General features: G+C 69.5%; 13 protein-coding genes and 1 tRNA gene. 9 read left to right on the top strand and 5 right to left on the bottom strand.

What is annotated here, in order from left to right; genetic code table 11:
- Positions 1 to 6 precede the first annotated feature (6 nt).
- A complete protein-coding gene (upp, locus tag HALOF300_RS12480) occupies positions 7 to 645 on the bottom strand; it encodes a uracil phosphoribosyltransferase (protein ID WP_156741263.1) in 639 nt (212 codons plus the stop codon).
- 54 nt (positions 646 to 699) lie between these two features.
- Between upp and tadA the strand changes: the two genes are divergently transcribed.
- The gene (gene tadA, locus HALOF300_RS12485; protein WP_156741264.1) at positions 700 to 1,218 is read left to right on the top strand and encodes a tRNA adenosine(34) deaminase TadA; all 519 of its coding nucleotides are present in this window, start codon (positions 700 to 702) and stop codon (positions 1,216 to 1,218) included.
- A gap of 21 nt (positions 1,219 to 1,239) precedes the next feature.
- On the opposite strand, the gene HALOF300_RS27630 is transcribed toward tadA, so the two are convergent.
- Entirely contained in the window at positions 1,240 to 2,007 is a 768-nt protein-coding gene (locus tag HALOF300_RS27630; RefSeq protein ID WP_156741265.1) for a VOC family protein, read from the bottom strand.
- 127 nt (positions 2,008 to 2,134) lie between these two features.
- Between HALOF300_RS27630 and HALOF300_RS12495 the strand changes: the two genes are divergently transcribed.
- The gene (locus HALOF300_RS12495) at positions 2,135 to 3,223 is read left to right on the top strand and encodes a mechanosensitive ion channel family protein (protein ID WP_156741266.1); all 1,089 of its coding nucleotides are present in this window, start codon (positions 2,135 to 2,137) and stop codon (positions 3,221 to 3,223) included.
- Between the two features lie 142 nt (positions 3,224 to 3,365).
- Here the strand turns inward: HALOF300_RS12495 and HALOF300_RS12500 are convergent, their stop codons facing one another.
- Positions 3,366 to 4,199 (bottom strand): NAD-dependent protein deacetylase, encoded by an 834-nt coding sequence (locus tag HALOF300_RS12500; protein ID WP_156741267.1) that lies wholly within the window; start codon positions 4,197 to 4,199, stop codon positions 3,366 to 3,368.
- 79 nt (positions 4,200 to 4,278) lie between these two features.
- On the opposite strand from HALOF300_RS12500, the gene HALOF300_RS12505 reads away from it, so the two are divergent.
- Positions 4,279 to 4,366: transfer RNA gene (locus tag HALOF300_RS12505), tRNA-Ser, on the top strand.
- A gap of 102 nt (positions 4,367 to 4,468) precedes the next feature.
- On the opposite strand, the gene HALOF300_RS12510 is transcribed toward HALOF300_RS12505, so the two are convergent.
- Positions 4,469 to 5,506 (bottom strand): LacI family DNA-binding transcriptional regulator, encoded by a 1,038-nt coding sequence (locus HALOF300_RS12510; protein WP_156741268.1) that lies wholly within the window; start codon positions 5,504 to 5,506, stop codon positions 4,469 to 4,471.
- Positions 5,507 to 5,939: 433 nt separating this feature from the next.
- Here HALOF300_RS12510 and HALOF300_RS12515 point away from each other — a divergent pair, with 433 nt between their 5' ends.
- The 3 genes from HALOF300_RS12515 (at position 5,940) to HALOF300_RS12525 (ending at position 9,073) form a co-directional block, all read left to right on the top strand.
- Positions 5,940 to 7,250: an ABC transporter substrate-binding protein gene (locus tag HALOF300_RS12515; RefSeq protein WP_156741269.1), complete on the top strand. Its 1,311-nt coding sequence runs from the start codon at positions 5,940 to 5,942 to the stop codon at positions 7,248 to 7,250.
- A gap of 64 nt (positions 7,251 to 7,314) precedes the next feature.
- Positions 7,315 to 8,268, top strand: coding sequence for a carbohydrate ABC transporter permease (locus HALOF300_RS12520; RefSeq protein WP_156741270.1), 954 nt, complete (start codon positions 7,315 to 7,317; stop codon positions 8,266 to 8,268).
- Positions 8,261 to 9,073 carry a carbohydrate ABC transporter permease gene (locus HALOF300_RS12525; RefSeq protein WP_231955299.1) on the top strand — a complete coding sequence of 271 codons (813 nt, stop codon included), beginning with the start codon at positions 8,261 to 8,263 and terminating at the stop codon, positions 9,071 to 9,073. The genes HALOF300_RS12520 and HALOF300_RS12525 overlap by 8 nt, the downstream gene beginning before the upstream one ends.
- Positions 9,074 to 9,139: 66 nt before the next feature.
- Here HALOF300_RS12525 and HALOF300_RS12530 read toward each other — a convergent pair whose 3' ends face one another.
- Positions 9,140 to 10,147 carry a LacI family DNA-binding transcriptional regulator gene (locus HALOF300_RS12530; protein ID WP_197522521.1) on the bottom strand — a complete coding sequence of 336 codons (1,008 nt, stop codon included), beginning with the start codon at positions 10,145 to 10,147 and terminating at the stop codon, positions 9,140 to 9,142.
- Positions 10,148 to 10,476: 329 nt separating this feature from the next.
- On the opposite strand from HALOF300_RS12530, the gene HALOF300_RS12535 reads away from it, so the two are divergent.
- The 3 genes from HALOF300_RS12535 to HALOF300_RS12545 all read left to right on the top strand — a co-directional run bounded on the left by HALOF300_RS12535 (position 10,477) and on the right by HALOF300_RS12545 (position 13,316).
- On the top strand, positions 10,477 to 11,892 hold the full coding sequence (locus HALOF300_RS12535) for a Gfo/Idh/MocA family protein (RefSeq protein ID WP_156741271.1): 1,416 nt from the start codon (positions 10,477 to 10,479) through the stop codon (positions 11,890 to 11,892).
- Entirely contained in the window at positions 11,892 to 12,248 is a 357-nt protein-coding gene (locus tag HALOF300_RS12540) for an L-rhamnose mutarotase (RefSeq protein ID WP_156741272.1), read from the top strand. The genes HALOF300_RS12535 and HALOF300_RS12540 overlap by 1 nt, the downstream gene beginning before the upstream one ends.
- An 84-nt stretch (positions 12,249 to 12,332) precedes the next feature.
- Positions 12,333 to 13,316, top strand: a complete 984-nt coding sequence (locus HALOF300_RS12545) for an NAD(P)-dependent alcohol dehydrogenase (protein ID WP_156741273.1) — start codon at positions 12,333 to 12,335, stop codon at positions 13,314 to 13,316.
- The last annotated feature ends 14 nt before the right edge of the window (positions 13,317 to 13,330 follow it).

Here is a 13,330-nt window from a genome sequence, read left to right on the forward strand (position 1 = left end):
GCGGCGTCAGTCGACGACGCCGTAGAGGCGGTCGCCGGCGTCGCCGAGGCCGGGCACGATGTAGCCCTTGGAGTTCAGTCGCTCGTCGACGGAGGCCGTCACGATGGTCACGTCGGCGCGCTCCCCGATGGCTTCCTGGACCGCTCGCAGCCCTTCTGGGGCGGCGAGCAGGGTCACGGCGGTGACGTCCCGGGCGCCGCGCTCGAACAGGTACTCGATCGCGGCGACCAGGGTGCCGCCGGTCGCCAGCATCGGGTCCAGCACGTAGCACTGACGACCGGAGAGGTCGTCCGGCAGGCGGTTCGCGTAGGTGATCGCCTCGAGCGTCTCCTCGTTGCGCTGCAGGCCGAGGAACCCGACCTCCGCGGTCGGCAGCAGCCGGGTCATCCCCTCGAGCATGCCGAGCCCCGCGCGCAGGATCGGCACCACGATCGGGCGCGGCTCGGTCAGCTTCCTGCCGACCGTGTCCGTGACCGGGGTGGTGATCTCCCAGGGTTCGGTGCGGATGTCCCGGGTGGCCTCGTAGGCCAGCAGCGTCACGAGTTCCTCGGTGAGCTGCCGGAACAACGGCGACGGCGTCCGCACGTCGCGCAGCACGGTCAGTTTGTGGGCGATCAGCGGGTGCTCGGCGACGTGGAGGCGCATGGTCTCAAATGTAGCGGCCCCGATGTGGCGGCCGCTGCTCCACACTAGGAGGTGATGAACTCGCCCCAGCCCGCTTCCGGCGCAGCCGAAACGTCCGAACACGCCTTGATGGGCCTCGCACTCGACGAGGCGCGGCGGGCCGCGGCCGCCGGCGACGTGCCGGTCGGCGCAGTGCTGGTCTCGGGCTCCGGCGAGGTGCTCGCCGTCGCGCACAACCGGCGGGAGGTCGACGGCGATCCCACCGCCCATGCGGAGATCCTCGCCCTGCGCGCGGCGGGAGTGGGGCGCGCTCGATGGCGCCTGGACGACTGCACGCTGGTGGTCACCCTGGAGCCGTGCACCATGTGCGCGGGCGCGATCGTGCTGGCCCGGGTGGCCCGCGTGGTGCTCGGCGCCTGGGACGAGAAGGCCGGCGCCTGCGGGTCCACCCGGGATGTCGTCCGCGACTCCCGGCTGAACCACCGCGCCGAGGTGACCGGGGGAGTGCGCGCCGAGGAGTGCGCGGCCCTGCTCACCGAGTTCTTCGCCGCCCGGCGCGACCGGGGCGACGAGGCGCCCCGGCCGTCCCGCTGAACGGGCCGTCGTCGGGTCGGTTCACTCCGCTATCACCGAGATGATGTTCCCGGCCGGATCGGTGAACCACGCGATCAGCGGCCCGCCGCCTCGATGGATGCCGAGCTCGTCCTGTTCCATCTGCTCGTACCGTTCGAATGCGACGCCCCGTGCCGTGAGGTCACGCACTGTTGACTCGATATCGGCGCTCGGCAGGTTGAGGATCGTGTACGTCGCCGGCACGTGGTCGGGCTTGGGGTAGATGAGCACGTTGCGGTGGCCGAGGCGCAATGTGACCATGCCGTCGTCCTCGGCGACCTGCAGGCCGAGCACATCGCGGTAGAACGCAGCCGCGGCCACCGTGTCGGGTGCGGCGAAGCCGGAGTAGGACGCGGACGGGAGCAGCCCGGCGGGCAGACTCGTATCCCCGCCGGCCTCCATGGTGGCCCGTTCGGCCGGACTGGTCTGGATGATCTGGACGTAGTTGCCGTCCGGATCCTGGGTGGTCGCGAACAGGCTCCCGTCGCGGTCCTCGAGCGGCGCGACCCAGTGCCCGCCGGCGGCGTCGATGCGCCGGGAGGCGGCCCGGGCGTCGGCCACGTCGAAGTTCAGGATGAGGCGGGCCGGATCCGGGTGGGCCGCGTGCACGTCGTCGCGGGGGTCGAGGAACAGGTAGAACCCTCCGTAGTCGAGTACCCAGTACGCGCCCGCGCGGTCCGCTCGTTCGGGCGGGAGCACGGTCGTGTACCAGGTGTGCAGGCGATCGAGGTCGGTGGTGCCCAGCATGATCGAGTCGATGGTGTTGGCCATCTCTGCCTCCGTGCTCGGTTCGCGGGCAGCGGCCGCTCCGGTGCCCATCATCAGGGTCAGACCCGACTCGTGCCGCGAAGTCATCGGCGCCCTGCCGACACCCAGACTCCTCTGTTAGAGAGGAACCATGGACATCTGGCCCATCCTCAGTTGGCTCATCGCCGTCGCCCTGTCCGCGGGCGCGGTCACACTCGTTCTCCTGGTCGCCAACCTCGCGTTCACTCGCTTCGGTCGCCGGACGCCCTGGGCGCGGAGCGGGTGGCTGCGGGTCCGCAGACCCTTCGGCGCCCTTCTGCTCTCGATCGCACTACGGACGGCGGTAGCCGCGAACGCCGAACCCGGCGCGCTGCGGGAGGTCGGCCTGCATGTCCTGTTGATCGCCGTGGTCGTCGCGGCCGTCTGGCTCGCCGCGACGCTCGTGCTCGCGTGGCTCGAGCACACCCAGCGCCGCGTGGTCTCCCGGAAGGCGGACGACCGCGGACGGCGTCGCGCGCAGACCCAGATGCAACTGGTCAGGCGGGTGGTGGCCGTGGTCTTCGTCGTCGTGGGGGCCGCGCTCGTGCTGCTCACGTTCCCGGGCGTGGAGCGGGTGGGGGCGACCATCCTCGCCTCGGCCGGGGTGCTCTCGGTGGTCATCGGGATCGCAGCGCAAGCGAGTCTGGGAAACGTGCTCGCCGGGTTGCAGCTGGCATTCACCGACGCGATCCGCATCGGGGACGTGGTGGAGGTCGACGGTACCTGGAGCACCATCGAGGACATCACGTTGTCCTACGTCGTGGTGAGCATCTGGGATGAGCGCCACAAGGTGTTGCCGTCCACCTACTTCACCACAACGCCGTTCATCAACTGGAGCCGCACAGGGAACAGCGTGACGGGGACCTTTCTGATGTCCTTGGACTGGCGAGTGGACCTCGACGGCCTGCGCGCCGAGTTCGAGCGGGTGGTGGACGAGAGCGGACTCTGGGACGGCCGGTCCCGCTCGGTCCTGGTCACGGACGCGGAGGGGGAGCGCCTGAGCGTGAGGGTGCTCGTCACTACCGCGAACACCGACGACGACTGGACGCTGCAGTGCTTCGTCCGTGAGCGGCTCGCGACTTGGCTCCGTGAGCACAACTCCGAGGCACTGCCGCTGCAGCGGGTCATGATTGTCGCCCCTGGTCCACGCCGTCAGCACGACGGCGCCGTGGACGAGTGGCAGCCGGCGCGGGCGCGGTAACGGTCGGCCGGTGCGGCCGAGACCCGCCGGGGCCGGAACGTACCCGCATCGACCGCGTGCCCGAGTTGACCGACGCGGCCGGCGGGCCGGTGCACCCGAGGTGGGTGCGCCGTCGGGGGCTCAACGACCTGGGCGCCGTCGGTCAGAGCAACCGGGCGAGCTCCTGCAGCGTCTCGGACGTGCCGCCGTCGACCTTCACGTCGGCGAGCGGGTCGCCGCGGGTGACACCGCGATTGACGATGCCCACCGGCATGCTCTCGCGGTGGGCGTGCCGGACGAACCGGAGCCCGGACATGACGGTCAGCGACGAGCCCGCCACGAGCAGCGCCTGCCCGGAGTCGACGAGCTCGAACGCCGCCCGCACCCGCTCCTTCGGGACGTTCTCACCGAAGTAGACGATGTTCGGTTTGAGCATCCCCCCGCACACCGGGCAGTCGGCGATCACGAAGGACTCCGTGGCCGCGATCACGGCGTCCGCGTCCGGGGCGATCTCGACGTCACCGACCTCCGCGCTGAAGTCGGGGTTGAGGGCATCCAGACGCTCGTGCACCTCGGCCCGGGTGAACACGGTCCCGCAGTTCAGGCACCTCACCTCGTTGTAGTGCCCGTGCAGGTCGATGACCCGCTTCGAGCCGGCGCGCTCGTGCAGCAGGTCCACGTTCTGGGTGATCACGCCGAGGACGATCCCACGCTCCTCGAGCGCGGCCAGGGCGCGGTGGCCCGCATTCGGCTCGGTCGTGCGCATGTGCCGCCAGCCCACGTGGTTGCGAGCCCAGTAGTGCCGGCGGAAACCCTGGTCGGAGACGAACTGCTGATAGGTCATCGGGGTCCGCGGCGGGGAATCCGGGCCGCGGTAGTCCGGGATCCCGGAGTCGGTCGAGACTCCCGCGCCGGTCAGGACCGCGAACCGCCTGCCCGCGAGCAACTCCACCAGGTCGGCGAACGTGGACGAGGTGGCATTGGTCACGTTCGCCACCCTACGGGGCGGATTCCCGGGCGGCCATGTGCGGCCGGTTTGGGCGCGAGGGGCCGAGCCGGGTAACCTGTCCCGGCCAGGTAGCGTGTCCGAGCGGCCGAAGGTGCAGCACTCGAAATGCTGTGTGGGTCAACAGCCCACCGTGGGTTCAAATCCCACCGCTACCGCCGAAGATGAGAGCCTCGCCCCGCGTGTGGGGCGGGGCTCTCGCCGGTCGATTGCCCGTGACCAGGAACGGCGCATCGTGATGTGACGACAGTGACTGCCCGTCAGCGCGCGGGCGGTGGCGCGGTGCTGGCGCGCACCACGAGCGTGGTCGGGAGCAGGACGCGCTCGTCGTAGCGGACGCTGCCGGGCTGGGTGACCTGCTGCAGCACGAGACGGACGAGCTCGCGGCCGGCGCGGTCGAAGTCCTGCCGCACGGTCGTCAGTGGTGGGTGGGCGAACCTGCTGAGGTCGATGTCGTCGAACCCGACCACGGAGAGATCCTCGGGCACGCGGCGGCCGGCCTCGTGCGCGGCGCTCAGCAGTCCAAGTGCCATGTCGTCGTTGGCCACGTACAAGGCGGTGACCGACGCGTCAGCGACGATCTCCCGGCCCGCCTCGTAGCCGGACTGAGCCGTCCAGTCCCCACGCCAGACCGCCGGCGGGCTGATGCCGGCGCCCTCCAGGGTGCGGTGCCAGCTCGCGTTGCGCGTCATCGCGGGCTCGGAGTCGGCCGGGCCGGCGAGGTGGTGCACGGTGCGGTGGCCGAGCCCGAGCAGATGCTCGACGGCGTCCCGGGTTCCCTGCACCTGGTCGGCGCCGACGTCCGGGTAGTAGCCGATGAACCGGGAGTCTGAGACCGAGACCGGCATGCCGGTCGGGAGCAGGAAGGATTCCGGGGTGGTCTCCTCGGCCCGGATGATGATCAGGCCGTCGACGGCCTGATGGGACAACCGCTGCACCGCGTGCCGCCAGCCGTTGGCCTCGGGCTCCTGGACGGCGAGCAACGTGACGGAATACCCCTCCGCCTCGGCGGCCTCGACGACCGACTGGGTCGTCAGGGCCTCGCCGGTGCGGGCGAACGTGCGCGCGATCAGCCCGATCGAACCGAAGGCACCGTTGCGCAGGGCTCGGGCCGCGCGGTTCGGGGTGTAGCCCAAGCGGTCCATGGCCTGGAGCACTCGCTCCCTGGTCGCAGGGCGCACGTTGTCGGCCTCGTTCGCGACGCGCGAGACGGTCTGGGCGGAGACACCCGCGAGGCCGGCCACATCTTCGATCGAGGGGCCGCGACTCCTGCGTTGGGAGCCCCTGTTGCTCACCATGACGGTCGAGTCTAGCGGCGAATGGTGACGTCAACACTTGGATCACGCAGAGGACGTCCGGCGCTCTGATTGTTACCAGAGCGTGATAGCAAAGAGAGTGACATCGCACCGTGTGACGGTGCTAAGTTGACGTCAACATTCTGGCGCCCGACATCGTGGTCCCGACCGGGAGACGATGCCGAACGCCGACGGCGACCGACATGCCGTGTCGGTAGCCGGCCCGGATGGACGGCCTCAGGGCTTTCGCTTCAGAGATGAGGAGAACGCGCGACGAAGCGCACACCGGTTCGTGGGCAGCCGGGCGCCGGGACCTCCCGGCGACAGCTGCGGGTGGGTCCACGAGCGAGCAGATGATCGGGAGGGCGGCGTCGCTCTCCGGGGAGGCACCGACCCGTACCTCGGTGCGATACGGCCAACGAAGGACTTGTATCCGATGCGTAAGAAGATGACACTCGCGTCCGTGGCCGGCGTGGCCACGATCACGCTGGCACTGGCCGCCTGCGGTGGCGGCTCCGGCCCGACCGAAGGCGGCGGCGGCGGGGGCGACGGCGACGACCAGACCCTCACCGTGTGGGCCTGGGACCCCGCGTTCAACGTCTATGCGATGAACGAAGCCGCGACGATCTACGCCCAGGACAATCCGGACGTCACGGTCGAGGTGATCGAGACACCCTGGGAGGACATCCAGACCAAGCTCACGACGCTCGCCCAGACGGGTGAGCTGGAAGAGCTCCCGGATATCTTCCTGATGCAGAACAACGCGTTCCAGAAGAACCTGATCAACTACCCCGAGCTGTTCACCGCCATCACCGATTCGGGCATCGACTTCACGGAGTTCCCGGAGTCGGTCGTCGCGTTCTCCACGACCGAGGGCGACAACTACGGCGTCCCGTTCGACAACGGGGCCGCGGTGACCGCACTGCGTACCGACATCCTGGCCGAGGCGGGCTACACGATCGAGGACTTCACCGACATCACCTGGGACGAGTTCATCGCGAACGGCGAGGACATCCTGGCCCAGACGGGTAAGCCGCTGCTGTCCGGGACCGCCGGGGAGTCCGACCTGATCACGATGATCCTGCAGAGCACCGGCGCCAGCCTGTTCGACGCCGATGGCAACCCGACGATCACCGACAACGACGCCCTTCTGCAGTCGATCGACATCTACACCCGCCTGGTGGAGAGCGGGGTACTGGTCGAGGTCAACTCGTGGGACGAGTACATCGGCACCTTCGTGAACTCGAACGTCGCGGGGACCATCAACGGTGTCTGGATCCTGGGTTCGATCCAGACGGCCGCAGACCAGTCCGGCCTGTGGAACATCACGAACCTGCCGAGCCTCGAAGGTGTTGGCGAGGCGACGAACTACTCGGCCAACGGCGGATCGTCCTGGGTGGTCAGCTCCAACGCGAACACGGAGCTGGCAGCCGACTTCCTCGGCTCCACCTTCGCGGGGTCCACGGAGTTCTACGACACGATCCTGCCCTCGTCCGGCGCGATCGCGAACTGGATCCCGGCGAGCGAGTCGGCCGTCTACGCCGAGCCGCACCCGTTCTTCGCCGACCAGCCCGTCTTCCAGCTCGCCGTCGAGTTCGGCGCGCAGGTGCCGAGCGTCAACACCGGCGCGTACTACTACGAGGGCCGCGACGCCGTCAGCGCCGCGATCACCAACATCCTCAACGGTGCCGACCCCGACGCGGCCCTGGCCGAGGCGCAAGCCACCGTCGAGTTCGCGATGCAGTAACCGATCCTGCAGCGAGGGGGCCGGCCGCGCCGGCCCCCTCCCGCGAACGAAACGAGGACTGACGATGTCAACCCAACTCACACCCGTGGTTCCCGTCCCGGACCATCAGGAGGAGCGGCCGCCGTCCAGTCGCGGCCTCTCGAGCCTGGGCGGGCGACGTTCACTGACCGGCTGGGTGTTCCTACTGCCTGCCGCGCTGCTCATCCTGGTGATGAACTTCTGGCCGATGTTCCAGGCGTTCATCCTGTCGCTGCAGACCGGCCGCGGGGCCCAGCTGTCCTTCGCCGAGCCGCTCTGGTTCAACTACCAGCGCATGCTCGCCGATCAGACGTTCTGGATGACCCTGCGGACCACGCTGCTGTACCTGGTCGTCCAGGTGCCGATCATGCTGGTGCTGGCGCTGGTCCTGGCCAACATCCTGAACAACCCCCGGTTGCGGTTCAAGGGGATGTGGCGCACCGCGATCTTCCTCCCCTGCGCCGTCTCGCTCGTGTCCTATGCCCTCGTGTTCCGGACGATGTTCGCCACCGACGGGCTGGTCAACGACGTGCTGACCGGGATGAACCTGATCGACTCGCCGATCAACTGGCTGGGGCAGACCCAGACGGCCCAGTTCGTGATCATCATCGGGCTGCTCTGGCGCTGGACCGGCTACAACATGGTCTTCTACCTGGCCGGTCTGCAGAACATCGACCACTCCACCGTCGAGGCGGCGAAGGTCGACGGTGCCAACGCCGTCAAGACGTTCTGGTACGTCACCCTGCCGCAGCTCAAGCCGATGATCCTGCTGACCGCGATCATGTCGACCAACGGAACCATCCAGCTCTTCGACGAGTCGTACAACCTCACCGCGGGCGGGCCCGCGTACACCTCGATGTCCGTGTCGCACTACCTGTACGAGGTGTCCTTCGTGCAGAACCCGAACTTCGGGTACGCGGCCGCCATCTCCTACGTGATCCTCGTCATCGTCGCGTTGCTCGCGGCCATCCAGCTGAAGGTGGGTGACAAGCGTGACTAGGCGTTCGCTGCGCAGTGTGCCAAGCCTCGTCTTCCTGACCGTGGCCGCGCTCGCTTCGGTGTTCCCGCTGTACTTCATGGTGGTCTCCGCGACCAACACGAGCCAGGACGTCCTGGGGTCGCGGCTGCTGCCGGGCGGGCAGTTGGTGGATAACCTCAACAAGCTGCTCGCCGCCCAGGACCTGGGCGCCGCGATGTGGAACTCGACGCTCAACGCGGTCGGCACCACGGCGCTGTGTCTGCTCGTGTGTTCGATCGCCGGCTACGGGTTCGAGGTCTTCCACTCCAGGAACAAGGACCGCCTGATGGCGGTGCTACTGCTGGCGATGATGATTCCGTTCGCGGCGACGATGATCCCGCTGTTCCGGATGTTCGCGGACTTCGGACTGACCAGCACCACGATCGCGGTGATCCTCCCGGCGATCTCGGTGCCGTTCATCATCCTGCTGTTCCGGCAGGCGGCGCGGTCCTTCCCGCACGAGATCGTCGAGGCCGCCCGGATCGACGGGCTGCGGGAGCTGGGCATCTTCCTGCGGATCTTCGTCCCGACGATGCGCTCCACCTATGCCGCGGCCGCGGTCGTCATCTTCATGACCGCGTGGAACAACTTCCTCTGGCCCAAGGTCATCCTGATCAACGAGGCGTTCCAGACCATGCCGATGCTGATCTCGAACCTGACCTCCGGCTACGTCACGGACTACGGCGTGCTCATGCTCGCGGTGCTGTTGACGTCGCTCCCGACGATGGTCCTGTTCCTGGTGCTGCAGCGTGCGTTCGCCCAGGGGATCACCGGCGCCATCAAGTGAGGATCCACGTCCGCCCGGTGCCCGTCGCGCGGGCCTGTGGGCGGGTGGGTGCCGGGACGGGGTCGGTCAGCCCGGTGCCGGGCCGGTCGACTCCCGCCAGAGCACCGTGCCGATCGGCGCGTCGTCCTGAGGTTCCGGCTCGGCCCTGAGCGCCGCAAGCAGCCGGGTGATCGCCCGCCCGCCGAGCCGTTCGTGATCCATCTGCACGGTGGTCAGGGTCGGCGACAGGATGCCGCCGAGCGTGTGGTTGTCCCAGCCGGTGATGCTCAGATCCTGCGGCACCCGCCAGCCGCGGGCGGCGGCGCCGCGGAGCGCGCCCGCAGCGACCACGTCGTTGCCGGCGATCACGGCCGTGGCCGCGCCGGCGGGCAGCGCGAGCATCGCCTGCTCTGCGGGTCCGGCGTGCCAGTCACAGTCGATGATCCCGTGGGAGTGCAGGCCCAGGCGCTCGATCGTGGCCAGGTACACCTCCCGCCGGAGCCGGGCTGAGGTGTGCTCGTAGTTGCCGGCCAGGTGCACGAACCGCCGGTGTCCGAGTTCGGCGAGGTGCTCGACGAGCTCGGCGATCGGTGCAGCCTCGGCGAGCTCGCCGATGCTGCGCATCCTCGCGTCGTACTCGGCGGAGATCACGATCGGGGTGCGCTCGCTGTGGCGCCGGGTCGACTCGGGGAGCGGCATCAGCGAGGCGATGCCCTCGAACAGTCCCGACTCGGCGAGCTCGAGCACCCGCCCGGTCCGTTCGTCCACCGGCCCGCCGAGCGTGACGACGTCGAGGATGTAGCCGGCCTCGTGCGCGACCGTGCTCGCGCCGGCGAGCACCTCGAGGGAACTCACGGCGGTGCCCGTGGGCAGGATGAACGCCAGCCGGCCGGTCTTGCGGCCGCGCATCGCACGCGCCACCAGGTTCGGGCGGTAGTCGAGCTGGTCGATCGCGGTGCGGATCCGGGCCGCGGACTGCGTGGCGACCCGGGGGTCGTCGTGCAGGAAGCGCGAGACGGTCTGGTGGGAGACCCCGGCGAGTCTGGCGACCTCGCGGATCGTGGGTCGGCGTGTTCCGGATGTGCCCTGGCTCACGTCCAGCCTCCTCGGTGTCGGTGTCCCCGCCTATCGCCGTGCCCGTGTGACGTCGCGAACGCTAATGACCGGTCACATGGCCGTCAACTCCGAGCCCGGCCTCCATCGACGGCACTTGTCCGGTGATGCTCCGGAAGTGCCTCTCATTCCTGGGAATCTGCCGCGCTTGAGAGCGGCTCGCGACTGCACGGTGGGCCATGCAGATGGGAGGTTGACCCCCATGTGACCGTGCGCATAGCATTCGCTCCGCGAACACAACACCCAGAGCCGGGTCTGCTCGTGAGAGGGCACTCGGTCCGTCGACCACCGACACCACCCAGGAGCGCCGAATGACCAACCGCCGTTACGCCGTCGCCGGCACCGGACACCGCGCCGGCATGTACGTGAACGCACTCACCGGAGCGCACGCCGACGCCGGCGAGATCGTCGCGTGGTGCGAACCGAACCCGGGCCGCGCGCAGTTCCACACCGCGACCGTGGCGGGCGACCTCGGCCGCGAGGTGGACATCCCGCGCTACGACCCGGCGGACCTGGAGGCGATGATCGCCGAACGCGAGGTCGACGTCGTGATCGTCACCGCGCCCGACCACGCCCACGCGGACCTGGTCACGCGGGCGTTGCGGGCCGGCGCGGACGTGGTCGTCGAGAAGCCGCTCACGATCAGCGTCGAGGGGTGCCGGGCGATCACCGGCGCCATCGAGGAGACCGGGAGGTCCCTCATCATGACGTTCAACTACCGGTACGCGCCGCGGAACTCGAGCCTGCGCGAGGTGATCGCCTCCGGCGAGATCGGCGACGTCACCTCCGTCCATTTCGAATGGGCGCTCGACACCGTCCACGGCGCCGACTACTTCCGTCGCTGGCACCGGGACAAGGCCAACTCCGGCGGCCTGCTCATCCACAAGTCCTCCCATCACTTCGACCTGGTCAACTGGTGGCTCCAGGACGCGCCGCGGCGGGTGTACGCCTCGGGCGATCTGAAGTTCTACGGGCCCGACGGCGCAGGCGCGGCCCAGGCGGGTCCGCGCCCCTCTCGCGGTCGTGACGCCGCGCCCGGCGACAACTGGTCGATCGACCTGGCCGCGGACCCGCGGCTGAAGGCGCTCTACCTCGACGCCGAGCATCACGACGGGTACGTGCGCGACCAGGACGTGTTCGCCCCCGGCATCACGATCGAGGACAACCTCGCCGTGATCGTCGACTACCGGCGCGGCGCAACCCTCACGTACTCGCTCAACGCCCACGCCCCGTGGGAGGGCTACCGGGTCACGGTCAACGGCACCAAGGGCCGCGCGGAGCTGCAGGTGGTCGAGCGTGGCGCCGTGCTGATCGACGCCGACGGCCGGTCCATCGTGGACCCGAGTGCCAAGCCCGACGTTGGTGCCGGCGACGACCTGCGGCCGCGCGGGGACCACCTGATCGTGCAGAAGCACTGGCAGGAAGCGTACGAGTACCAGATCCCGGAGGGCGTCGGCGGGCACGGTGGCGGCGACGCCATCCTGCTTCGCGATGTGTTCGACGGTTCCGGCGACGACCCGCTCGGCCGTCGCGCCGGCTACCTCGACGGCGTCCGCGCGGTCAGCGTGGGGATCGCCGGGAACATCTCGCTCGTCTCGGGCGGCCCGGTCCTCATCGACGAGCTGTACCTCGGCGTGGACGTGGGTACCGGGCTGGGCGCTGACGCCGGCGCGGGCGCCGACCGGGAGTCTGGCGCAGCGGAGACAGCCGGCCGGGGAGTGGCCTGATGCCACGCGTCTGCTTCGTCTCCCGGGTCCGACCGGACCGTCTCGACGCCTACCGGGAGGCCCACGCGCAGGTGTGGCCGGAGATGCTCGAGGCCCTGCGGGACACGGGCTGGCGGAACTACTCGTTGTACCTGTCCGAGGAGGGGCTGCTCGTCGGACACCTGGAGACCGACGACTACCCCGCTGCCCAGGAGGCGATGAACCGCACTGCGGTCAACCCTCGCTGGCAGGCCGCGATGAGCCAGTTCTTCGTGGATCCGGGCAACCCGGACGAGGGCTTCCAGGTCCTCGACGAGGTCTTCCACCTCGAGGACCAGCTCCGCGCGAACGGACTGGCCACCCGTCCCGCACCGTGACCTGGCGCCCGGCCGACCCGGAACCATGACCGGCGCCTTCGAATTGGTCGGTGCGCGGACGTGGCAGCGGGGTAGATTCGGCCCATGAGGGCAGCGGTCAGCACGCGCTACGGGCCGCCCGACGTAGTCTCCGTCCGGGACGTCCCGGCCCCGGTCCCGGGGCCCGGCGAATTGCTCGTGCGGGTCGATGTCACCACGGTCAACCGCACCGACTGTGCTTACCGGACGGCCAGGCCGTTCTTCGTCAGGTCCTTCACCGGCCTGCGTCGGCCGCGGCGCACGATCCTGGGTACCGAGTTCGCCGGTGAGGTTGTCCGGATCGGCGGGCAGGTGCACCGGTTCGCGGTGGGTGAGAAGGTCTTCGGCTACTGCGAGGGCCCGTTCGGGGCACATGCCGAGTACCTCGTGGTGGCTCAGGACGCGATGGTGTCGACCGTGCCGGACGGCATCGGGCAGCGTGAGGCGGCTGCCGCGACCGAGGGCTGCCACTACGCGTTGTCGGCGATCCGCCGGGCCGGGGTCCGGCCGGGGGACCGGGTGCTGGTCAACGGGGCGACCGGGGGCATCGGCTCGGCGGCCGTGCAGCTGCTCGCGGCGATGGAAGCCACGGTCACCGCGGTGTGCGCCGGCGAGCAGGCCGACCTGGTGCGTGGACTGGGAGCAGCCGAGGTGGTGGACTACCTGACCGAGGACTTCACCCGGACCACCCGGCGCTACGACGTGGTGATCGACGCGGTCGGCAAGAGCACGTTCGGCCGCTGCCGCCGGATCCTCGAGCCGGACGGGGTCTACCTGTCCTCCGAGCTCGGTCCCGGCTGGCAGAACATCCCGTTGGCGCTGGTCGGGACGCTGCGGCGCGGCCGGCAGCGCGTGGTGTTCCCGTTCCCTGACGAGGGGCAGGCAGTGGTCGAGGGGATCCGCGACCGCCTCGCCGCCGGGACGTTCCGACCGGTGATCGACCGCAGCTTCCCGCTCGAGGACATCGTGTCGGCCTACCGCTACGTCGAGACCGGGCAGAAGATCGGCAACGTGGTCGTCACCGTCCGGGACGAGTCCGCGGAGCGGTAGCCGACCACGCACGA

Source organism: Occultella aeris, assembly GCF_902703175.1.
GTDB classification, from domain to species: domain Bacteria; phylum Actinomycetota; class Actinomycetes; order Actinomycetales; family Beutenbergiaceae; genus Occultella; species Occultella aeris.

Coding starts and splice junctions, on each gene's coding strand:
- HALOF300_RS12510 (WP_156741268.1), bottom strand. CDS start 5,506: ATGGTGAGCAACAGGGGCTCCCAACGCAGGAGTCGCGGCCCCTCGATC.
- upp (WP_156741263.1), bottom strand. CDS start 645: ATGCGCCTCCACGTCGCCGAGCACCCGCTGATCGCCCACAAACTGACC.
- HALOF300_RS12535 (WP_156741271.1), top strand. CDS start 10,477: ATGACCAACCGCCGTTACGCCGTCGCCGGCACCGGACACCGCGCCGGC.
- HALOF300_RS12520 (WP_156741270.1), top strand. CDS start 7,315: ATGTCAACCCAACTCACACCCGTGGTTCCCGTCCCGGACCATCAGGAG.
- HALOF300_RS27630 (WP_156741265.1), bottom strand. CDS start 2,007: ATGGCCAACACCATCGACTCGATCATGCTGGGCACCACCGACCTCGAT.
- HALOF300_RS12515 (WP_156741269.1), top strand. CDS start 5,940: ATGCGTAAGAAGATGACACTCGCGTCCGTGGCCGGCGTGGCCACGATC.
- HALOF300_RS12495 (WP_156741266.1), top strand. CDS start 2,135: ATGGACATCTGGCCCATCCTCAGTTGGCTCATCGCCGTCGCCCTGTCC.
- tadA (WP_156741264.1), top strand. CDS start 700: ATGAACTCGCCCCAGCCCGCTTCCGGCGCAGCCGAAACGTCCGAACAC.
- HALOF300_RS12540 (WP_156741272.1), top strand. CDS start 11,892: ATGCCACGCGTCTGCTTCGTCTCCCGGGTCCGACCGGACCGTCTCGAC.
- HALOF300_RS12545 (WP_156741273.1), top strand. CDS start 12,333: ATGAGGGCAGCGGTCAGCACGCGCTACGGGCCGCCCGACGTAGTCTCC.